This window comes from Flavobacterium sp. 90 (assembly GCF_004339525.1).
GTDB lineage: Bacteria > Bacteroidota > Bacteroidia > Flavobacteriales > Flavobacteriaceae > Flavobacterium.
Map to the genome: position 1 here is coordinate 6,488,374 of NZ_SMGE01000001.1, position 23,281 is coordinate 6,511,654.

General features: G+C 31.9%; 20 protein-coding genes. 15 read left to right on the forward strand and 5 right to left on the reverse strand.

What is annotated here, in order from left to right; all coding sequences use genetic code 11:
- Positions 1 to 292: 292 nt before the first annotated feature.
- Genes C8C83_RS26430 through hutH form a run of 3 tightly spaced genes read right to left on the reverse strand, consistent with a single transcriptional unit; the run spans position 293 to position 3,864 of the window.
- Positions 293 to 1,624 carry an inorganic phosphate transporter gene (locus C8C83_RS26430; protein ID WP_121325737.1) on the reverse strand — a complete coding sequence of 444 codons (1,332 nt, stop codon included), beginning with the start codon at positions 1,622 to 1,624 and terminating at the stop codon, positions 293 to 295.
- Positions 1,625 to 1,656: 32 nt separating this feature from the next.
- The gene (locus C8C83_RS26435; protein WP_121325738.1) at positions 1,657 to 2,301 is read right to left on the reverse strand and encodes a DUF47 family protein; all 645 of its coding nucleotides are present in this window, start codon (positions 2,299 to 2,301) and stop codon (positions 1,657 to 1,659) included.
- A gap of 48 nt (positions 2,302 to 2,349) precedes the next feature.
- Complete coding sequence (gene hutH / locus C8C83_RS26440) at positions 2,350 to 3,864, reverse strand: histidine ammonia-lyase (protein WP_121325739.1); 1,515 nt, start codon at positions 3,862 to 3,864, stop codon at positions 2,350 to 2,352.
- A gap of 726 nt (positions 3,865 to 4,590) precedes the next feature.
- Here hutH and thrA point away from each other — a divergent pair.
- The 5 genes from thrA (at position 4,591) to C8C83_RS26465 (ending at position 11,773) form a co-directional block, all read left to right on the forward strand.
- Positions 4,591 to 7,038, forward strand: a complete 2,448-nt coding sequence (thrA, locus tag C8C83_RS26445) for a bifunctional aspartate kinase/homoserine dehydrogenase I (RefSeq protein ID WP_121325740.1) — start codon at positions 4,591 to 4,593, stop codon at positions 7,036 to 7,038.
- Positions 7,039 to 7,202: 164 nt separating this feature from the next.
- A complete protein-coding gene (locus C8C83_RS26450) occupies positions 7,203 to 8,138 on the forward strand; it encodes a homoserine kinase (protein WP_121325741.1) in 936 nt (311 codons plus the stop codon).
- 502 nt (positions 8,139 to 8,640) lie between these two features.
- Positions 8,641 to 9,930, forward strand: a complete 1,290-nt coding sequence (thrC, locus tag C8C83_RS26455; protein WP_121325742.1) for a threonine synthase — start codon at positions 8,641 to 8,643, stop codon at positions 9,928 to 9,930.
- A 260-nt stretch (positions 9,931 to 10,190) separates the two neighbouring features.
- The gene (locus C8C83_RS26460) at positions 10,191 to 10,841 is read left to right on the forward strand and encodes a DUF4145 domain-containing protein (protein ID WP_132011975.1); all 651 of its coding nucleotides are present in this window, start codon (positions 10,191 to 10,193) and stop codon (positions 10,839 to 10,841) included.
- A 110-nt stretch (positions 10,842 to 10,951) separates the two neighbouring features.
- Positions 10,952 to 11,773 (forward strand): hypothetical protein, encoded by an 822-nt coding sequence (locus tag C8C83_RS26465; RefSeq protein WP_121325744.1) that lies wholly within the window; start codon positions 10,952 to 10,954, stop codon positions 11,771 to 11,773.
- 37 nt (positions 11,774 to 11,810) lie between these two features.
- Here the strand turns inward: C8C83_RS26465 and C8C83_RS26470 are convergent, their stop codons facing one another.
- Together C8C83_RS26470 and C8C83_RS26475 are read right to left on the reverse strand one after the other, a co-directional pair.
- Positions 11,811 to 12,029 carry a hypothetical protein gene (locus C8C83_RS26470; RefSeq protein WP_121325745.1) on the reverse strand — a complete coding sequence of 73 codons (219 nt, stop codon included), beginning with the start codon at positions 12,027 to 12,029 and terminating at the stop codon, positions 11,811 to 11,813.
- 263 nt (positions 12,030 to 12,292) lie between these two features.
- The gene (locus C8C83_RS26475; RefSeq protein ID WP_121325746.1) at positions 12,293 to 12,688 is read right to left on the reverse strand and encodes a helix-turn-helix transcriptional regulator; all 396 of its coding nucleotides are present in this window, start codon (positions 12,686 to 12,688) and stop codon (positions 12,293 to 12,295) included.
- A gap of 511 nt (positions 12,689 to 13,199) precedes the next feature.
- Between C8C83_RS26475 and C8C83_RS26480 the strand changes: the two genes are divergently transcribed.
- From C8C83_RS26480 to C8C83_RS26525, 10 genes are all read left to right on the forward strand, one after another.
- On the forward strand, positions 13,200 to 14,195 hold the full coding sequence (locus C8C83_RS26480; protein WP_132011976.1) for a hypothetical protein: 996 nt from the start codon (positions 13,200 to 13,202) through the stop codon (positions 14,193 to 14,195).
- Between the two features lie 93 nt (positions 14,196 to 14,288).
- Positions 14,289 to 14,765, forward strand: a complete 477-nt coding sequence (locus C8C83_RS26485; RefSeq protein ID WP_121325748.1) for a hypothetical protein — start codon at positions 14,289 to 14,291, stop codon at positions 14,763 to 14,765.
- 21 nt (positions 14,766 to 14,786) lie between these two features.
- Entirely contained in the window at positions 14,787 to 15,224 is a 438-nt protein-coding gene (locus C8C83_RS26490; RefSeq protein WP_121325749.1) for a hypothetical protein, read from the forward strand.
- 33 nt (positions 15,225 to 15,257) lie between these two features.
- Positions 15,258 to 16,307, forward strand: a complete 1,050-nt coding sequence (locus C8C83_RS26495) for a serine hydrolase domain-containing protein (RefSeq protein ID WP_121325750.1) — start codon at positions 15,258 to 15,260, stop codon at positions 16,305 to 16,307.
- 435 nt (positions 16,308 to 16,742) lie between these two features.
- The gene (locus C8C83_RS26500) at positions 16,743 to 17,684 is read left to right on the forward strand and encodes a methyltransferase domain-containing protein (protein ID WP_121325752.1); all 942 of its coding nucleotides are present in this window, start codon (positions 16,743 to 16,745) and stop codon (positions 17,682 to 17,684) included.
- A gap of 20 nt (positions 17,685 to 17,704) precedes the next feature.
- Positions 17,705 to 20,221, forward strand: a complete 2,517-nt coding sequence (locus tag C8C83_RS26505; RefSeq protein ID WP_199735275.1) for an FAD-dependent oxidoreductase — start codon at positions 17,705 to 17,707, stop codon at positions 20,219 to 20,221.
- Positions 20,222 to 20,622: 401 nt separating this feature from the next.
- Positions 20,623 to 21,210 carry a hypothetical protein gene (locus tag C8C83_RS26510; RefSeq protein ID WP_132011977.1) on the forward strand — a complete coding sequence of 196 codons (588 nt, stop codon included), beginning with the start codon at positions 20,623 to 20,625 and terminating at the stop codon, positions 21,208 to 21,210.
- Between the two features lie 21 nt (positions 21,211 to 21,231).
- Positions 21,232 to 21,738, forward strand: coding sequence for a GNAT family N-acetyltransferase (locus C8C83_RS26515; protein ID WP_121329886.1), 507 nt, complete (start codon positions 21,232 to 21,234; stop codon positions 21,736 to 21,738).
- Between the two features lie 52 nt (positions 21,739 to 21,790).
- A complete protein-coding gene (locus tag C8C83_RS26520; protein ID WP_121325755.1) occupies positions 21,791 to 22,339 on the forward strand; it encodes a HutD family protein in 549 nt (182 codons plus the stop codon).
- A gap of 37 nt (positions 22,340 to 22,376) precedes the next feature.
- Positions 22,377 to 23,075 carry a hypothetical protein gene (locus C8C83_RS26525; protein WP_121325756.1) on the forward strand — a complete coding sequence of 233 codons (699 nt, stop codon included), beginning with the start codon at positions 22,377 to 22,379 and terminating at the stop codon, positions 23,073 to 23,075.
- The last annotated feature ends 206 nt before the right edge of the window (positions 23,076 to 23,281 follow it).

Sequence of the window (23,281 nt, forward strand, 5' to 3'; positions counted from 1 at the left end):
GATTTTATAAAATACAACGTTTGCAAAGCTAAATCAACACAAAGCTTTGCGAACTTTGTGTTTTTAAACATACTATTAGATAAAAATCTTAGCGTGCTTTGCGTTTAAAATGATTAATCTACATAAAATATTTCATGTTTCTTCACAAGTTTTTTCCCTTTAATCCCTTGGAATTTGGAACTTCAAAAAGATTGGAATTTCAAACAAAAAAGCTGATTTCAAATTGAAACCAGCTTTTTTTTATGTTGACAAAATGCGATTTTAAATCTCACATTTCACAATAATCATTTTATTAAATAAATACACTTAAGATAAAATAAACCAATCCTGCCAATAAAGCCGAAATAGGAATAGTCAAGATCCAAGCCCAAATTAAACTTACGGTTACTCCCCAACGAACTGCAGATACACGTTTTGTTAATCCAACTCCGATGATAGAACCAGTAATTGTATGTGTTGTACTTACCGGAATTTTTAAGTGCTCAGTAAAGTAAAGTGTCAAAGCTCCGGCAGTTTCAGCAGCTACACCTTCAAACGAAGTTACTTTTGTGATTTTTGAACCCATTGTTTTCACAATTTTCCAACCACCACTTAAAGTTCCTGCAGCAATAGCAGAATAACATGCTAATGGAATCCAACCTGGCATTATTCCTTTTACACCTAAATCATCATTTGGCAAAACAACATCTAACCAAGAATCCATATGAACACCTGGATTAGTATGAATATATACCGCTACAGCAGCAGCAATAATACCCATTACTTTTTGAGAATCATTTCCTCCGTGTCCTAAACTAAAGGCTGCAGAAGATAATAATTGCATTTTCTTTAAAGCAGCATCTGCCTGATGAAGATTTAAACTACTGAATATTAAGCAAAAAGCACTTACCGTTAAGATAATAAAAGCAACTAAAAACCATTTAATATTGTGCGGATCAAAAGCAACACTCCAAAAATGAGATTCAAATCTAGGCTTTTCAATATCAGCGTAAGGAACCATTAAACTACTAACAACCCAAACGGTAGCAATCATTAAAGCTACTGTAAATATTTTAGGTCCAATAATTTTACGAGAAGCATTTAACAACCAAATCGAAATTAAATAAGAAGCAAGTGCTCCCAATAATGGTGCTAAAACAATGAAAGCAATAATGATAATAACTCCTGAAGGCATTCCTCCATCTTTTCCGGCTTTATACCAGCTTACGATTTCGTACCAATAATGAGTAACTCCATCTTCGCCAACGTAACCAGAAAAACCATGTACAGCGATTGCGTGAGCAACTGCAGCTCCTGCAAAACCTCCAATTAATGTATGCGATGAACTTGAAGGTATTCCCAACCACCAAGTCAATAAATTCCAACAAATTGCTGCGATAACCCCAGCCAGAATAACAACAAGGTTAATCTCCATAGTGTGCGCTGTTTTTGCAACAGTATCCGCAACACCAAATCCGAAAACCCAATAGGCCAAAAAGTTAAAAAATGCTGCCCAAAGAACGGCCTGAAAAGGCGTTAATACCTTTGTAGCAACAACGGTAGCTATAGCATTTGCCGCATCATGAAAACCATTGATGTAATCAAAAATTAAAGCTAATACTATAATAATTATAAGTAGCGTCATAAAATTATAACTTCAGAATGAAATAAATTGAATTAAGAATGTTTTACAGAAATAGATTCCAGTATGTTCGCAACACTCTTACATTTGTCTGTTGCTGATTCTAAAACAGATAACACTTCTTTATATTTAATAATATTTTTAGCGTCTGTTTCGTTTTCAAAAATTTCAAAAACTGCTTTGTTATAAACGTTATCAGACTTGTTTTCAAGTTTATTAATTCTTGCACAAGCTTCTTTAATAACATTCATGTTTTTTAAATTGCTCAACTCTTTTACTGCACTGTCAATGTTTTGACAAGCTTCAAGGTTGATTTCTGTCATCTTTCTGATAGATTTTGTAATCTTATCAACCTGATACAATCTCATTCTGCTTGCTGCACCGTGAAGGTAATCTGCAACGTTATCAATTGAAGTAATTAATGTATGAATATCTTCTCTATCAAATGGAGTAATGAAGTTTCTGCTCAATTCAAGATTGGTCTGACGTGTAATGTCTTCTCCTTTTTGCTCTAACTCATCAATCTTTTGAAAAAGAACTTCTCTTTCTTTCAATGGAAGGTTTACAGCTTCGTGTAAGTTAGAAGCTAATTCAATTAAATTGCTTGAAGCCTCTTCAAAAAGTGGAAAGAATTTCTTGTCTTTCGGAACTAAAAATTGGAAAATACTGTTTATTGACATTTTTTTATTTTTGATAGTGCAAAATTACTTCAATATTATTTTGTCATGTTAAGCCATTGTTAACAAATCGTTTTCAATTTGGAAACTATTCAGGAATGCAACGGTTTTTTCAATATCATAATGTAAGATTCTATCCTCCTTTACCAAAGGCACAACCTCTCTGTAACTACTCAAAAACATTTCGATAAAATCACTTGATTTCAAAGGTTCTCTGTAAGCAATTGCCTGCGAAGCATTCATTAATTCGATTGCCAAAATACGCTCTAAATTATCCATAACACGCAAAGCTTTTGTAGCTCCATTCGCTCCCATACTTACGTGATCTTCTTGTCCGTTGCTTGAAACAATACTATCAATACTTGACGGAGTTGCCAATTGTTTGTTTTGACTCGCAATACTTGCCGCAGTATATTGCGGAATCATAAATCCTGAATTCAAGCCCGGATTGTCAACCAAAAATGCCGGAAGATTACGCAAACCTGAAATTAATTGATAGGTTCTTCTTTCAGAAATACTTCCTAATTCTGCCAAAGCAATTGCCATAAAATCTAAAGCTAAAGCCAAAGGCTGACCGTGGAAATTTCCACCAGAGATAATTTGATCTGATTCAATAAATATATTTGGATTATCTGTAACCGAATTAATTTCGGTCTTGAATACTTTTCGAACATAATCAATCGCATCTTTTGAAGCTCCGTGAACCTGAGGAATACAACGGAAAGAATATGGATCCTGAACGTGTTTTTTCTCCTGAGCAATGATTTCGCTTCCTTCAAGAAACTCATTGACGCGTTGTGCAGTAACGATTTGCCCTTTGTGAGGACGAATAAAATGAATCAATTCGTTAAAAGGTTCGATTCTTCCATCAAAACCTTCTAAAGAGATTGTTCCGATTAAATCTGCTAAATAAGAATATTTATAAGCCTTCAATAAAATGTGAGCTCCGTAAGCACTCATAAACTGAGTTCCGTTTAATAAAGCCAAACCTTCTTTGGATTGTAAAACGATTGGTTCCCATTTAAAACGCTTTAGAACTTCAGCAGAAGCTACTTTTTTACCTTCAAAAAGCACTTCTCCTTCTCCTAATAATGGCAAAGATAAATGTGCCAATGGCGCTAAATCTCCCGAAGCTCCAAGTGAACCCTGAGTATAAATTATAGGCAGAATATCATTATTATAGAAATCAACCAAACGTTGTAATGTTTGCAATTGAATCCCTGAATGACCGTAGCTCAAAGATTGAATTTTAAGCAACAACATCATTTTTACAATCTCAGCCGGAACTTCTTCTCCAGTTCCACATGCGTGAGATTTTACCAGGTTTTCCTGAAGTTGTGACAAGTTTTCATTCGAAATTTTCACACTATAAAGTGACCCAAAACCAGTATTTATACCATAAATAGGTTCAGAATGTGATGCCATTTTTTTATCTAAATAATCGCGGCATTTTTGCACATTTACTTTAGCTTCTTCTGATAATTCAAGTGTTTTTTGATTAACAATAATTTCTTGTAAAGCTTCTAAACCTAAAGTTTCAGTACTTATATAATGGATTTCATTCATGATGTTTATAATTTTAGACCCCAAAATTCAACAAATCAATATTAAAAAGCAACATTTGTTCATAATAATTAAAATTAGACGAATACAATTTCTTCGCTTTTATCTATTTGACAATACTAATCACACAAAATCAACTCCTTATTTAGGCTTAGGAATTTAAACTATCAGAATTTTGCATCAAAAGGATAAAAAATTTAATTCCTAGTTACCATATAGATTAAATTACATTTATTTTGCAATGTTTTTATTAAAAATCAAGCTATTAACTCTTGTCAATCTCAGCAAAAACAAGCCTAATTATACGAATCCATCAATTTATCATATTTTATCTTAACAAAAGCTCAATATTAATTTGATGAGATTTGAATTATTAAAATATTCGTAAAAAGACAATTAGAGTTTTTCGCTTTTATAAAAAACTGTACTTTTGAAAAATCAAAATGAAAAGTAACAGCGCAAAATATCAATCTACAATGACAACTCAAACTAGAGTTGCAATTGCTGCTACAATTATTTCTACTACAACAACTACTACCCCTTAGGGGTATACATTTTACATATAATCCAGGTTATCTATACTTTTCTCTTGAAAGAAGAAAGGCAATGGGTACATAAAAAACATTTACAACGAAAAAAAATAGTCGCAGTTTTTAGTTTCAGTTCACAGTTGATAACCATTCAACCTTTGTTACTCAAAATCTTTGCACCTTATTAAAAAACATCAAAATGAAAGTATTAAAATTTGGCGGAACTTCGGTTGCCAATGCACAAAATATAAAGCTAGTTCTCGAAATAATAAAACAAAATTCTCAACACGATAAAGTCGCAATTGTTGTTTCTGCTTTAAGCAAAGTCACAGATTTACTACAATTAGCGGCATCAAAAGCGGCTGCAAACGACGAAACTTTTAGAGATATCGTTCTTGAAATTGAGAAAAAACATCTTGATACCTTAAAAGAATTAATTCCGGTAAGCGAGCAAAGCAGTTTGTTAAGCCACGTAAAAAGAATCATCAATCATTTAGAAACTTTATTGGATGGTTGTTTCTTATTAGGCGAATTATCTCCAAGAACTGCCGACACTATTCTGAGTTTTGGAGAATTGTTATCGTCTTACATAATCGCTCAGGCATATCAGCAAATTGAGAAAAATGTAGTTTACAAAGACAGCCGCGAATTAATCAAAACTGACAGCAACTTTAGTAAAGCAGCTGTGAATTTTGAAATTTCAAACAAATTAATTCAGGAATATTTTGGTGGAAATCATTCACAAATAAATATTTTGCCTGGTTTTATCTCGCAAACTCTTGACGGAATTACTACAACTTTAGGTCGTGGAGGTTCTGATTATACTGCCGCAATTATTGCCGGAGCACTGAATGCATCGCAACTTGAAATTTGGACTGATGTAAACGGAATGTTTACTGCAAACCCAAAAATCGTAAAACAAGCGCAACCAATTGCAACAATCTCTTATCAGGAAGCGATGGAATTGTCTCATTTTGGTGCAAAAGTTTTATATCCGCCAACAATTCAGCCAGTTTTAAGAAAAAATATTCCAATTTTAATCAAAAATACTTTTGAGCCGGAAGCTGTTGGAACTTTAATTTCGAATCAGATTTCATCAAAAGATACAGTTGTAAAAGGAATCAGTCATATCGATCATATTTCGCTTGTAACACTTGAAGGTCCGGGAATGATTGGAGTTTCGGGTTCGTCAAAACGTTTATTCGAAGTATTATCTCAGGAAAAAATCAACGTAATATTTATTACTCAAGCTTCTTCTGAGCATTCGATTTGTATCGGAATTTTAAATTCGGATGCTGAAAATGCCGAAGCTGCAATTAACAAAGCGTTTGACGTTGAGATTTTACAAAACAAAATCGATCCTGCAATTGTAGAAAAAGATCTTTGCATTATTGCTTTGGTTGGTGAAAACATGAAAAATCACCAAGGTTTAAGCGGAAGAATGTTCAGCACTTTAGGAAAAAACAACGTAAATATCCGTGCCATTGCACAAGGTGCTTCTGAGCGTAATATCTCTACTGTAATCAACGAAAGAGACGTTAAGAAAGCACTGAATACTTTGCACGAAAACTTCTTTGAAGAAAACACAAAACAGCTGAATCTATTTGTAATGGGAGTTGGAAATGTGGGTGAAAAATTCATCGAACAAATTCACAATCAAAGAAAGTTCTTAAAAGAAAATCTAAAGATTAATGTTCGCGTAATTGCATTATCAAACTCAAGAAAAATGCTTTTTGACGAAGACGGAATTTCTTTAAAAGACTGGCAGGCAACTTTAGACAAAGGAGAAGAAGCTATTCCAACAGAATTCATCGCACGTGCCAGAGAATTGAATTTACGTAACAGTATTTTCGTTGATATTACAGCAAATGCAAGCGTTTCTGAAATGTATGAGAAGTTCTTAAAAGAAAGTATTGCCGTTGTAACTTGTAATAAAATTGCTTGTTCGTCTGCTTATGACAATTATAAAAAATTAAAAAGTTTATCTCGTCAATATAATGCACCATTCTTGTTTGAAACGAATGTTGGTGCGGGATTACCAATTATTGATACCGTAAAAAACTTAATTGCTTCTGGCGATAAAGTGCATAAAATTCAGGCGGTTTTATCTGGAAGTTTAAACTTCATTTTCAACAATTTCGATAAGAATAATTCTTTTCACGATGTTGTAAAAGAAGCCGGAGTTCAGGGATTCACAGAACCAGATCCAAAAATTGACTTAAGCGGAATCGACGTTGCGCGTAAAATTCTGATTCTTATTCGCGAAAGCGGTTATGAAATGGATATTGACGCCATCGCAAACGAATCATTCCTGCCTGCAGATTGTTTGGCAACAGCAAACAACGAAGACTTTTTTGCATCGTTAATTAAACATGCTGATCATTTCGGAAAAATCTACGAAGAAGCTTTAGCCAAAGATTCACGTTTGAAATATGTAGCACAATTCGAAAACGGAAAAGCAAGCGTTGGTCTTCAATTCATTCCAAAAGATCATCCTTTTTACAATCTGGAAGGAAAAGACAATATCGTACTTTTCTACACAGATCGTTACGTTGATCAGCCTTTATTGATAAAAGGTGCCGGAGCCGGAGCAGCAGTTACAGCGTCCGGGATTTTTGCTGACGTAATTCGAATAGGTAATGTATAAAGGTGCTAAGGTTCTAAGTTGCTAAGGTTCTGAGTTTTTTTTCAAAACCTAATCTTAGCCTCTTAGAATCTCCGAACCTTAGAAAATAAAAAATCATGTGGTAAAAATTTGCTAAGCAAAAACCTTAGAACCTTAGCAACTTAGAACCTCAGAACCTTAACAAAATGACACAAATAAAACTATTTTGTCCCGCTACAATTGCAAATCTCTCCTGCGGATTTGACGTACTTGGACTTTGCTTAGACAATGCGGGCGATGAAATGATTGTTCGAAAAGTAGATCAAAAAGGAATTCGAATCACAAAAATTGTGGGTGCCGATTTACCTTTAGAAACCGAGAAAAATGTTTCGGGAGTTGCGGCTCTTGCAATGCTTGAAGCTTACGAAAGAGATTTTGAAGCAATAACTTTCGGATTCGAAATCGAAATCTACAAACATATCAAAGCCGGAAGCGGAATTGGAAGCAGCGCTGCAAGTTCTGCCGGAGCCGTTTTTGGAATTAATGAATTATTAGGAAAACCATATTCTCGCAAAGATTTGGTTCAATTTGCTATGCAAGGCGAGAAATTAGCCAGCGGAAACGCTCACGCTGACAACGTTGCTCCTGCCCTTTTGGGAGGTTTTACTTTGGTAAGAAGTTATGCTCCGCTTGATATTATCCGAATTGATAGTCCGGAAGAATTGTTTGCAACCGTGGTTCATCCGCAAATTGAATTGAAAACTTCGGATGCGCGTTCGGTATTAAAACAAAATGTTTCCCTGAAAAGTGCCATTATGCAATGGGGAAATGTGGGCGGATTAATCGCAGGTTTATACACCAAAGATTACGATTTGATTGGAAGATCGCTTCATGATGAAATCGTTGAACCTTTAAGAAGTGTTTTGATTCCGGGTTTTGATCAAATCAAACAAACGGCATTAGAAAACGGCGCTTTAGGTTCGGGAATCTCAGGTTCTGGTCCGTCGATTTTTGCTTTAAGCAGAGGAAAAAATACCGCAAACCAAATCGCAAAAGCCATGAGCGAGGTTTACGAAAACATGAATTTGCCGTATGAAATTCACGTTTCGAAAATTAATCCGGATGGTGTTAGGATATTGTAAGCTGGAGAGAATTAAAAATTAAAAATTTAGAATTAAAAATTGTTTCTGTCGTTTGTCAGACTGAGCGATTCCGAGGCTTCGGGAGAAGTCCCGCAAAGTATAGCAATAAAGTTTGTCATTTCGAGGAACGAGAAATCTTCACGAGAAGCTCAACAAAGTATAGACACAAAATGTAACCATACAGTTTGTCATTTCGATCCCGAAGCTTCGGGAGAGAAATCTTCACGAGAAGCTCGACAAAGATTGGCGATTTAGTTTGCGGAGTTACTTGCGAAGATTTCTCCTCCGTCGAAATGACAAAAAATGCGCTTAATTAACTAGTAAAATATAAAACAATATTTAAATCACCACAAAGCTTTGCGAACTCTACGTTTTCAAAAGAAACAATTTCCTTGCGCTCTTTGCGGTTAAATAATAACAACCATTGGAATTTAGAATTTTAAAATTTTGGAATTTATGTTTCAGAAATCTAAAATCTAAAGTCTAAAATCTAAAATAAACCATGAAATACTATAGTTTAAACCATAATGCCCCAAAAGTTTCTTTTCAGGAAGCTGTAATACAAGGATTAGCGAGTGATAAAGGATTATATTTCCCCGAAAACATCACCGCTTTAGATCCGTCATTTTTTGATAAAATCGAAAGTTTAAGCCACGAAGAAATCGCTTTTGAAGTGATCAAACAATTTGTAGGCGATGAAATTCCTGCAGAAAAACTAAAAGAAATTATTGCCGATACTTTAGTTTTTGATTTTCCGGTTGTGAAAGTTGAAGAAGGCATTTATTCCTTAGAATTATTTCACGGACCAACAATGGCTTTCAAAGATGTTGGAGCGCGATTTATGTCACGTTGTCTTGGCTATTTCAATAAAGACAAAAAAGACAGTAAAAACACCGTTTTGGTAGCAACTTCGGGAGATACCGGCGGCGCTGTTGCAAGCGGATTTCTGGGTGTTGACGGCGTTGATGTTGTGATTTTATATCCGTCAGGAAAAGTAAGCGATATTCAGGAAAAACAATTGACGACTTTAGGGCAAAATATTAAAGCTCTTGAAGTTGATGGCGTTTTTGATGATTGTCAGGATATGGTAAAAAAAGCGTTTTTGGATGAAACTTTGGCGCATAAAAACCTAACCTCAGCAAACTCTATAAATATTGCACGTTGGCTGCCACAAATGTTCTATTTTTTCTTTGCTTACAAAGCTTTGAAAAGCCAAAACAAACCGTTGGTTTTCTCTTGTCCAAGTGGGAATTTCGGGAATATATGTGCCGGAATTATGGCAAAGAAATTAGGTTTACCAATCGAACATTTTGTAGCTTCTACAAACGTAAATGATACTGTACCAAGATTCTTAGAAAGCGGAAAATACGATCCAAAACCTTCTAAAGCTACAATTTCTAACGCAATGGACGTTGGAAACCCAAGTAACTTTATTAGAATTCAGGAATTATATAATAATGATTTAAAAGCTTTCGAAAAAGACTTTTCTTCTTATAGTTATACTGATGAAGAAACGCTTGTTGCCTTAAAAAACATCTACAAAGTCGACGGTTATATTGCAGAACCACACGGCGCAGTTGGATATTTAGGTTTAAAGAAAGAATTGCAAAAACATGAAAACGCAATTGGTGTTTTCTTAGAAACGGCACATCCTATCAAGTTTCTTGACGTTGTTGAACCTGCTTTAGGAATTACACTTCCGATTCCAGAACAAATTAAAAGTGTTATTAATGAGGAGAAAGTGAGTGTGAAGATTGGGACTTATGAGGAATTGAAAGATTTCTTGGGGTAAACTATTTTTATTAAACAATATTATTAAAACGGCTGAAATTAATTTCAGCCATTTTTTTTTAATGCATTCCAATAAAATTATTTTAAGTTAGCAATAAAAAATATCAAGTACGGAAATCCGTAAAAATTGGCAAGAAAAAATACATATATTTGAAAAGCAAGAAAACAAAATAAACCTTTCTTTTTCTAAATTAATTTAGATACAATTTTTTGTTTCCTCTGCAAATCAGTTATTGAAAAATCAACTTTAAATTATAATATATGGCAAGTGTTAATAGTCCAAATGGTGCAAATACGACGAATGGCAACCCTGATCAGTGTCCTTATTGTCATAACAAAATAACCCCTGTAAATATTTACAGTTTTCACAATCCAAAAACTCGTTTATTGGATGTATTGCAAAAATGTCCAAATGAACAATGCTCGCTGACTTTTATTGCATATTACTCACATATTGGAGGTGCTTCTTTTGTTTATACTGGAAAAACCACACAGGGAAGTTTGATAGGAAAAGTCTTTTCACAAACCATTATTGATATTTCCCTTGCTTTTAATATCATTTATAATCAAGCTTTTACTGCTGAACAACAAGGTTTAGATGAAATATGTGGTGTTGGTTATCGTAAAGCTTTAGAATTTCTAATTAAGGAATATGCAATTAAAAATAACCCCGAAAAGAAAGATGCAATTGAAAAGAAACTCCTTGGTTCTTGTATTGCAGAACATGTCGACGACACAAGAATCAAAGCAGTTGCAAAAAGAGCTGTTTGGTTAGGAAATGATGAAACACATTATATAAAAAAATGGGAAGGAAAAAATCTTGAAGATTTGAAAAAACTAATTGAATTAACTGTTCATTGGATTGAAATGGAAGTATTATCCAAAAGCTTTGAAGAAGAAATGCCTGAATAATCATTCGGATTTGTTAGCTTAATGCAAAGCTTTTGTTTTCAAAAATTCAAATAATAGTCTTAATTAATTAGTACTAGAACATTGACATTAATACAAACATCTTATTTAAAATGAAACAATTAGAATTCTCACATATTTTTGTAATAGAGAGCTTACGTCCAGAAGACGAACTTACAGGCACAAGATTATTTAATCGTGCAATATATCCTGGAATGGTAGATAAGAATTTGGAGTCTAATTGTGATCATATAAATGTGATTTCTAAACAAGATTTTTTTAATGCATTATTGAACATAAAACATAAAATTATCTCAGAAAACATTTCTCCAATAATACATTTAGAAATGCACGGCAGTAAAAATGGACTACAGCTTACAAGTCATGAAAGAATAACTTGGGAAGAATTACAACCAATATTGATTGATTTAAACATATTATGTAAAAACAATTTATTTTTGACTATGGCAACATGTTTTGGTGGATATATTTATAATGCAATATCCCCAAGGCTTCAATCTCCATTTTGGGGCTTTGTTGGGCCTTTTGAAGAAGTTGATGAAGATGAAGTTTTAGCAGACTTTACAAATTTTTACTTTGAATTACTAAATTCTTTAGACTTGAATGCAGCTGAAATAGCTTTACATCGACAAAATGCTCCAAATGCTTCAAAATTCAAATTCCAAAATATTGAATTTGTTTTTAAAAAGGTATACGAAAACTACGAGTTAAAGCACTTAACTCCTGAACGCATTAAAGAGAGACTTCAACAAATAGAGGAAGAATTTAGAAAAGCAGGAGAATATCCTGATTGGACATCAGAGAGAATACATACAGTTGCAAGAAATATTATCGTAGACCAAAATGACAAAATTAAAGAAAACTTAATGACAAAATTCTTTATGCGGGACATCTATCCAGAGCTAAGGAACTAATTAAAATCCCTTTCACCCGCTAACGCGAGCATAGGAATTATGCTATGTAACTTCCATCTTCAGCAATGTTAAGCGAATCAGCTAACACATGGATAAAAGAATCTTTATCATTTTGACTTTCAAACTTACAATTTATTGCTAAACCAAAATATCCATCTTCTATTTCAAAATCAATTTTAGGGCTAAATCCTTTTATAAATTCAGCAACTTTTTTTGTTGCGCTATTTGAACTAGATTGAAAAGCATATTCTATCATGACGTAATTTTTTTGTTAATACATATAACAAAAATAGTAATTATTTATTAAATGAAAATTATTAATAATTTTTAACTATCAAAAAAAAAAAGAAGCTTAAAAATTTTGAAAACTTGAAAAACGTAGATAAATAAGTGAATAGCCATAACATAACAGCCCCTGTTAGCGTGAGTGTCCCGCTCATGAACACAAAGTTGAACATAAATAAAAAAAAGAGACCTCATCAAAGGTCTCTTCTCATTTTAATATATATTCAAAAAACATTATTTCCCGTTCAATAACTTCTCCAAATACTCAACTTTATCTTTTTCAGCTTGCACCAAACGTTCGTAAAGTTCTACAACTTTATCTAAAGGATTAAAAGTGCAATTAAAATTACCTGTCGTAGTCGAAAGCGTACCATTATCTTGAATGGTATTTCCAATAATATTAAAAACCGCTTCTTCCGAAAAGCTCTTAATTGCTTCAGCAGAAACTCCAAGAACTTTTGCTATCTCAATTAATCTTTGTTCGTCTACAGTTTCACTGTTTTCAATAGCCGAAATCGTCTGCTGACTTATTCCTAAAGCCTGCGCCAGAGCTTCCTGTTTCATATCTTTAAGCTCTCTGATACGGCTTATATTTCTGCCGATATGTTTTGGTTTTATTGCTGTACTCATAATTCAAAGATATTTAAAATTCTTAGACGAAAATAAGTTTAAGTAAAAAACAAACTGTTTTTGTAAGATACGCTTTTCATAATTTATATAAATTGACAAATTCGGCTTTAGCCAAAAAATACCAAAGATTCGGCTAAAATTATTTCCTAATGTAATTCTGTTTCTTCAGCTAAAGCTCAATGTCATTAAGTTAAGCTTTAAAGAGTAAATTTATTACAAATTAAATCCGTTTTTATCCGCGTTTTTACGGAGTAAATCTGTTTTATCCGCGTCAAAATTAGCCGCTGATTTTACCGATTCGCTAAAGCGAAAACGCTGATAAAAACGGATTTTTCTATATTTTTTTAACCAAATTACTACAAATTAAGACAGATAATATTCCTTAAATATTATTGCATCTTTTACGGCTTCCCGTAAAAAAATAATGGAAATAAAATCGACATTTGTCTACAATAAATCAAGGTTGAGAATTACTCAGAAATCAAAATAAACCAAAATCCAAAAACTACAAATGAAGAAAATTATTCTAAAAACACTTCTCGCTTTTACTGCGCTATTATTTGTTAATTGCCAAAGTAACGACGATTCTACTAAAACAGAAGCGATTGATCCGAGATTGCCAAATCAGGAAGTTTTTAAACCAGCGATACAATTAGTTCCAAAAAAACAAACTGCAAAAAGTACTGGAAAATTAGCTCCGACAACTAAACATCTTGTTAAAATGTATAGTTTTAGATTGGCAAAAGATCAGGCAGGAAATGAAACTCAAACTAACATTACTGATAATCGTTATACATATGATTCAAAAGGTCGCTTGAATTCAGTTGATAGATATAAAAATAACGAATTATATAAAAACATCACAAAATTTAATTTTAATGATGCAAATCAGGTTACAAGCACTTATTATGCTGATATTGTAGCAGAAATTAATAGCGGAGGTTTTATTTCGAAAGTGACTTCTCCTGACGGAACTGTAACTGATATTTTCTATGATGAAATTGGACGTGATATCAAAGAAGTTGCAAACGGAACTTATATTCAGGAAATTGAAACATTGGAAGATAACGGTGAAATCACTTATACTGAAGTTGAAAATCCGTTAACGGCAACTTACATCTATACTTATGAAGGGAATAAAGTATACGTTAATATCGTTCAGACTGAAAAGAATTTTGGAACTCTAAAACCGGGAACTACAACTAGCGAATATGAGTATAAAGACAAGATCACAAACATAACTTATGAGCTTACAGTAGATTATACTAAAGCGGGAATTTATTCTAGTGAACCAATCTTTAGATGTTATATTTATGATTGGATGCATATTATCGATTGGAAAATCAAAGCGGTATCTAATGGTGAAACTGAATATGAGCAAAGATACGATTACGAATATGTTTATGACGCCGATGGTTATCTAACCGAATCAAAACGTACAACAACTAATATCGCTAATCCGCTTGCTCCTCCATATGTATTAAAAACTTTATATACATACGAATAACAAATCATGCAAAAAGCTACAAACTCAAAACTTGTAGCTTTTTGTATATTTCAATTTATTATGTTTGACTAGTCCTTTTGAAAAAAACTAAGCATGATTTTTTACATTTTTGTTGCACTTTTATCATTAATTCTTATTTTTCTTCTTTGCAATAAAAGAATCCAATCTTCAATTGAATATGTAAAAAAACAAAGAGCAATTGAATTTAAAAAAAGAACCAATTTAGATTTATATACATTAACGAGATTATCAGCTCCTGCTCCATTTAATTGGGGTTTAGAAACATTCTTATTCAAAAGAAATGTTTTTTATTTTGATAATGATAATCTCTATATTACAAAATCAAATGATCCTGTGACTAAATATCCACTTTCAATAATTACGGAAGTAAGAAGAACTAATGTTATGATCAATGATAGAAGAGTTTGGAAAATAATCATCAATAATTCTGGGAAACAAATTATTTATAAGATAAGAAGTTATCGCAATTTTGGTGTTTTTTTAGAGAAAATAAAAGAAAATCCAAATGCAAGTGTAGATGATCAATACATTTGGGGAATATTTGAATAAGAATTAATTTTTAAGTAAATTATGAAAACAACCTCGATACTAATTCTATTCCTTTTTATAATTATCTCTTGCGCGCCAAAAGATACACCAACTTGTCACTATAAAATTAAAATAAAGAATAATACCAATAAAATACTTTTTATAGGTAAGCCATCAGATAATTCTATTTCTATTTTGGATATTAGAGAACATCCTATCGAAGAATCAGTAAAAGCATTTGCAGGTAATAATGGAAATGAAATAGGATCAATTCATTTTATAGGAAGCGGCAAACCAATGTGCGTTGAAAATATTCTTAGCAAAAAAGACACAATGCGCATTTTTTTATGTGATTCGGTTGCAATTGCTAATAAAAAATGGAATGAAGTCAGAGAGAAACATCTTGTGGCTAAAAGTTATAAAATCACTTTAGAAGAATTGCAAAAAACTAATTTTACAATAGAATATAATGGCAAATAATTACCAGAACTAAAAACATATATTTACCAAAAAATGAAACACAAGTTCCCTTTTCTTCCTATTACCTTACTCCTATTTTTTGTATCAAATCAAACTATTTTTGCTCAAAAAGATAATTATAGCGCCAAAATAGACAGTTTGATTAAAACAAGTTCGGTTCGACCTTTTAACGGAGCTATTCTGGTATCTCAAAAAGAAAAAATCAAATATTCTAAAGCTTACGGTTATTCAGATTTCACAAAGAAAACACCTTTGAAACTAGATGATCCTTTTGTCATTTTATCAAATAGCAAGCAAATTACCGCTGTTTTAATTCTTCAGGAAGTCGAAAAAGGGAAAATAGTTTTAATTACTCCTATAAAGAAATATTTACCAAACTTAAAACAACCCTGGACAAGTACTGTAACTGTCGAAAATTTGTTAAATCATACTTCGGGGATTGCTGATCTTGACAAACCAACGATTTTTCCTGCCGGAACTCAATTTAAATACTCTGATTTAAATTATATTTTATTGGCACAAATTATAGAAAGGGTAACTAACAAAACTTACGAAAATGTTGTAACCGAATTGTTCAAAAAGAACAATATGAGAGATAGTTTTTTTCCGAATGACTCTAACAAAGATGAAGTTGTAAACGGTCGCCAATTTTCAAAAGACAATACAACCAAAGAAATAAAAGGTGTTATTGTTCCCCGAGAAAGAATTCCTGCTGCAGGACTTGTCAGCACGGTTGAAGATTTAGCTATTTGGAACAATTTATTGCATAATGCCAAACTTTTGAACGTAGGAACTTATGGCAGAATGACTTCTTATACGATCACAAATCAACATTCGGTTTTTGGCGATAAAGAAATTGGTTATGGATATGGAATCCGAATAAACGATGAATCAAAAATCAAAGAATTTGGTCATACCGGAATTGTGCCCGACCAAGGATTTACATCGGTAAATTTATATTATCCAAAAACTCAAACAAGCATCATTATTCTGGAAAACCAAGCTTTTGACAATTTAGATATCTCTTATTATTTTGAATCCGAAATAAGAAAGATTGTATTGAATAGTGGATTGTTGGATTAAAATTAATTTGTTGAAGAACATCAAACAATGAACAGAAAATACAATTTTGAAAAATTTGAATTAGTTAAAAGTTTACTGAGAATTGCATCAAAGTTTTTAATTTTAATTCTCTCGTTTGCCATAATTATTACTCTATTTGCCGGCGCGATGGAAAGTTTCTTTATAAATTATTTCATCGTTTTTTTATCGCTTTTCATTTTGTTTTTATCCGGTTTAACTTTATTAGTTATTTCGTTTTGTTATAAATTAAAGAAAGAAAAAGTCTTCTATAATATTAAAAAAGAGCTAATTCTTTTTCTGATATCACTTGCAAGTCTGCTGATTTTAAGCGCAATTATAAATTTTAAAATGTAAATTAATATTTTCTTTTTATTACAAAATCAAATTAGCTTTTTGTAAGCATAATCATTATGTTTGGTAACGTAAAAACTACTTATGAAGAGACGAAATTTTATTAAATCAACATTGCTTTTTGTTACTTCTGTACAAATGTTTCCTAATACGATATTGAGCTTTGCAACAGAAGTTCATAGTAATTTCAAATACATTTACACCAATTCTAAGCTTAAAAATCAGTTCTTTTTGTTTTTGAAAAACGTCTTTAATTTATATCCGGAAACTGAATTCCATAAATTAATTTACGACAATACCATTTCAAAAACTACAGATAAAGAAATTTATATTGCAACACAATCAAAACTAGACGACATTACGCCTATTTTGTCAGGTCTTCGGTATCAACTTCCGGCTTTGATGCATCAAAAAAATGAAATGTCTGTAGAAACCGTTGCTTTACTTGGCGAAGGAACTTCTTATAATGGTTATCTAGAAATTGGTTCTTCGGGCAGATATCTGGATTATCTTGAAGAAAGTATTTCCATTAAAGGAAAAAGATATTATGCTGATGGTCGAAAACCAAAATATTCTTTTACCGAAATGGTCGAGCGCGGTCAAATTGCCGTTGGAGCAGAATATATTCAGTTTACTAATTACGAAACTAAATTTGCAGATCATGTACCCAAAAATAGTTTAGATCTTGTCACGGTATATATAGGTTTTCATCATTGTCCAATAGATTTACGCACGCAATACATTTCGTCTATCAGAGATACAATGCGAGTTGGCGGAAAACTTATTTTAAGAGATCATAATTGCGATACCGAAGATCAAAAAGTCTTAGTCGCACTTGCGCATGATGTTTTTAATCTGGGTGTAAATGAAACTTGGGAATACAATGCCAAAGAGGTCAGAAACTTTTATTCGTTAGACTTTATTTGTGATTTTGTAGAAAAAATTGGATTCAAATTCACTAAAAAAACATTGTATCAAAAAGGAGATCCTACCAAAAATGCTTTGATGGTTTTCACAAAAATCTAATTATTTTTCTACACATTTTTATGAAGAAAATCTATCGCTTTATTCTATTTATAGTTACTTATTTGCTAAAAATAATAAAACTGATTTGGTCAGGAATTAAAAGCGCTATTCGGTTTATTAATAGAAAAAAGCGCAGAGCAATTCCGTTTTATGGTTTTCTATTATTTGTTTTATACATTTTCTTACTGATACAATTTTCAGGAGATTCAAAATTCAATACCGTTATTGAGGATAAAACGCTGAATGATATTACCCAAATAAATCCAATTCAGGCTAATAAAATTATAAGACCAAAAACGGAAAATGAAATTATCGATGCTATAAAAAATACAACAGGACCAATTTCTATAGGCGGAGGAAAATACAGTATGGGCGGACAAACTGCTTTTGAAAACAGTTTGCATATCGATATGAGATCTTTCAATAAAATTGTAAAGATTGATACAACCAAAAAGCAAATTACGGTTCAAGCAGGAATTCGCTGGAGAGACATTCAAAAAGTAATCGATCCGTTGAATTTATCGATAAAAATAATGCAAACCTACTCTAATTTTACCGTTGGCGGCGCTATATCAGTGAATTGCCACGGAAGATATATTGGTCATGGTCCAATTATTTCATCGGTTTTAGAATTAAAAATAATTACTGCAAAAGGTGATATTATAATTGCCAATCGAGAAGTAAATCAAGAGGTTTTTAATGCTGCAATTGGCGGTTATGGCGGAATTGGTGTTATTGCCGAAGCTACTTTGCAATTGGTTGATAATGAAAAAGTAGAACGTTTTCATCAAGTAATGGATATTGAAGATTATAAAGCCTATTTCGATAAAAACATTCGGAATAATACCAATGTTGTTTTTCAAAATGGTAATTTATATCCGCCGAAATACGATAAAATAATGAGTATTTCCTGGGAAAAAACTACAAAACCATTAACAGATACAGAACGATTAATACCCGAAGATGAAAATTATTTACTGGAATCAAGAGTTTCGGGAATGGTTTCCTGGGGAAATTCAGGAAAATGGATTCGGGAATATACGATTGATCCATTGTTTTATTTTCCGGAAATAGTACGATGGAGAAATAAGGAAGCTAGTTATGATGTTAAGGAATTGGAACCTGCTTCTCGCGAAAAGGAAACATATGTTTTGCAAGAATATTTTATTCCGGTTGAAAACATAAAATCATTTATCCCGAAAATGAGTGCCATTTTTCAAAATAATAAGGTAAATGTCATCAATGTTTCCCTAAGACATGCTTTGCCGGATCATGAAAGTTATCTTTCGTGGGCAAACAAAGAGGTTTTTGCCTTTGTAATTTATTATAAGCAAGGAACAAATCAGGAAGCAAAAGACGAAGTAAAGAAATGGACTCTTGAAATGACTGACGCAATTTTGAGCGAAAACGGAACCTGGTACCTTCCTTATCAGCCTCATGCAACTATTGAACAGTTTCAAAAAGGATATCCAAATAGTGCTAAATATTTCGAAATAAAAAACAAACTCGATCCGGATCAACGCTTTACAAATAAATTACTGGACAAATATAATCCTTATGCCAAAAACAATTTGTCGGTCGAAAAAAAGAAAATAAAAGATTATTTCCGAGCCGAAGAACAAACAATTCTCACGGTTCCGGAATGGTATTTAGTTTATAACCCGAAAGAATATGCTGATTATCTAAAAAGCGGTAAAAACCCGTCTGATTTTCCATTCTATAAATCAATTGATGAATATTGGAAACTTTATGATCGTTCGCTGAAATTAACTTCAAAAGCATATCCAGAAAACAGTGAATACAAAACAATGTTGCAAGTCATTGGCGCAAGTATGACAATGGAATATGGCGCAAAAATTATCTATGAAAATACAACGGGACGTTTCTTTTCGTTATTTGCCGAAAAACAAATATCAAAACAAGAACAAACAATAATTGAAGCTCAAAGCGCTTACAGTGATTTTATATATCAAACTGCTTGGTATGAATTTAATTTTCTTGATTGGATTAAAAAAGTGTGGAATGTCTCTGATAATTCGAATTGCAGTACTTTAAGAAAATGGGAAAGAACATTACTTTTTACATTTGAGTTTTCGTTTAAAGCTTTTTATTCGCAACTTATTCAATGGGCTGCGCAATCAACATACGAAACGCCTTCGAATCTTATCTATTTAATAGTTTCAAATACTGACGCCATTAAAGAAAATAAAGACTTGAAAATCATTAAAAAAGGAAACGATAAAATGATTATTGCCGTGACGCGATGGGGAGCTTTTACAACTGAAATGATTAAACTTTCGAATCAGGATGTGAAAATTTATGAAATTTCCGGAAATGATGAAATTGCAGTTTCTACAATAATGGACAATTCGAAAAATATAAATCTCGCAAATACAAAATTATTGTATCAATCAGGAATTGTTACAGATGACAAACTAAAAAGAAATGTTTATTTTTTGCCTGTCGATAAATTATTGCCTTTTATAAAAAAAGCCAAAAACGAAAGCGTTACGATCGAACACGTTTATGATTATTAAAATAATTTAAAACTATAGAGAAATTTTTTCTGATAATATTGATCATTCAAATGCTATGTTATGGATTGGTTGATCATTTTAAAATCAAATATGGTCGTCTCATAATTCTATCAATATTTCTATTACTTTTTTTAATTGTCTTTCCTATTTATTTTCGGGTTGATGATGAACCTAAAGATTCTTTATATTGCTTTTATAATGCATTTGCTTACTTTGAAATTTATTGGAATATTGGAATAACTGTTGTTTTGTTGACTCATTTTACTTATTGTTATTTACTTAATCGAAAAGCAAGAAAATAATTAAACCATTTTGGCTAAAGCCATTCCGCAAATAGTATATTTAACTCCTCCAGCTAAAGCAGGAGGCAATTCAAACTTCAAAATTATAACTATAGAACTATGCTAAAAAAAATCATTTTCTTGTCACTAATCATCTTGACATCTTGTCGGGATAATGAAACTACTCAAAGAAATTCTGAGGAACCAAAAGCATTCGAAGAAAAAAGTATTGATATCGGAAGATTTAGAAAAGGTAATGATTTAGTCGAAGATTTATATCAGGAACTTGTAGACAAATCTCCAGAATTGACATCTTTAGAAAATGAGTTAAGTCAGTTAAATAAGAGAGATACAGTAAACATTTTTTATAATTATAATCAAAAATCTAATGATTACTACAGAGACGCAAAAAACCAAATAAATAATATAACGGATAGCGTAATGAAACAGAAGATTTTAAATTTAATTACGAAAAGTAACGATAAATATGTCTCTCAAAAAGCTGATCTGAAAAATTTAATGAATACTATCAATGAAAAACGAAACGAGATAAATAATTATCATAGTGCTTTGAAAATTATTCTAACGATTCCGCTTATTGAGCAATATCAAAAGCAACATTTACCAAATAAAGCTCCTTATGAAAAAGTAATTAAAAAAGAAGACCTATTATTTGAAAAAATAAAAAACATTACTCCAAAATATTAATTGGAAAGAAATATTATTACCATGATTACAAAAGCAACATTACAAGACATTCCGGCATTAAACCTATTAATCAACTCCGCTTACAGAGGTGAAACTTCTAAAAAAGGCTGGACTACAGAAGCCAATTTATTGGAAGGAAAAAGAACAAACGAAGAAGAATTGACAGAAACGATTCTGGATCCTAAAAATACTATTCTAAAATACACCGAAAATAATCAGATTATTGGGTCGGTTTTATTGGTAGAGAAAGAACATCAATTGTATTTGGGAATGCTAACTGTTTCTCCTGAATTACAAAATAGCGGAATTGGCAAAAAAATGTTGGCTGAAGCCGAAAATCATGCTAAATCTTTAGGATTGTCAAGTATTATTATGACCGTAATTTCGGTTCGCGAGGAACTTATTGCGTGGTACAAACGTCACGGTTATGTTGATACTGGTAAAAGGGAAGCTTTTCCTGAAAGTGAAATTCATGTTACGATTTCTGAAAAACCTTTGGAGTTTATTTATTTTGAAAAGAAAATTTAAGCGTTTAGAAAGCAATCCGTTTTACTTTTGATTTCTTATTAAAAATAAAAAAATGAACATAAACCTTTTCCCTAAAAAAGATTGTAAAGCTTCTATTTGGAGTGGCGGATTGACATATGAATATATGATATATCCGAAAACAGCAAACTATGCCGATAGAGATTTTGTATTCAGAATAAGCAGCGCTACAATAGAGGAAGTACCTTCTAAGTTTACCAAATTTAAAGGCTTTTACCGATATTTGGTTATGCTTGATAACTCCTTACATATTGAAATTAACAAAGAAAAAAAGATATATGAGAAATATGAAATCATGGAATTTAATTCGGATGATGAAGTAACTTCTTATACAAAAGGCATTGATTTTAATTGGATGGTTTCTGAAAAAATACGCCATCACAAATTGAAAATAACGAATATAAATCAAAATTATAATGCTGAAATAATAGTTCTATTTTCTTTAGATACAACAACTATTACAGTTAATGAGAAACAATACGATCTGGAACCTTATGATTTATTAGTCATTGAAAACCCAGAAAAAGAAAATGTAATGCTCCATTTTTCTACTGAATGTCTCACTGGAATATTAGATTTTTAATTAGATTAGACACGAGACTATCTAAAATATTTAATAAATGAAAAGAAATACAATTTTAGGTTTTGTACTATTTATTCTTTTTTCCTGTACCAATCACAAGAACGAAATTAAAAATGTCACACCAAATAAAGTGACTAAATCTGAACATAAAAAAACTACTGAACCTGAAAACATTTCGAAACTGGTTAAATCAGAAATAGAACCTTATGATTTTGATACAATTTTAAAAAATGGTTATCATTTATCTTATCGTGTTTACAAAGACAATGTTGAAGGTGATTCTTTGCAAAGTTTAACTTTGGTCAAAGGAAATCGTGACATTAAAACACTTAGCGAAACCAGCTATCCAATGCTTCATAAAAACCTTGGACATATTGCAGCTGATTTTGGAGATTCCTTTCTTTTTGTACAATCGTATGGTTCCGGAAATCCTGATGAAATGCAATTAATAAAAAAAGAAAATGGTATATCGCTAAAAGAAGGAGTTATAGTTGATTTAAAAGAAGATCAAAAAGTGCTGCTCTATATTGAAAACCTTCATGAGGCAAATGAAGAACTTAGATTATTAGATCTAAAAAACAATACTGAAAAACTTATTACAGATTTTAATAATTTGTCATGCACGAATGCTGGAGGCTTACGAAATTGTGTAAAAATTGATACTGTAACACAAAAGGAAATAGTTATAAAAACAGATTCTGAAGAAGATCATATTTTAAAAAGATACACTCGTTAATCGAATTAACATTTTGCCACGAAAGCAAAAAGCGCGCAAGTTTTTTTAATCTCACAAAGTCGTAGAGTCGCAAAGAAAAATAAAACTTTGCGTCTTCGCGACTTTGCGAGATTTTTTAATCATAGCCAAGACGCACTGCTGTGCGCCTCTACAGAAAAACCTTTGTCGCTTTGTACCTCAGCACCTTTTCCACTCAGCACCTTTTC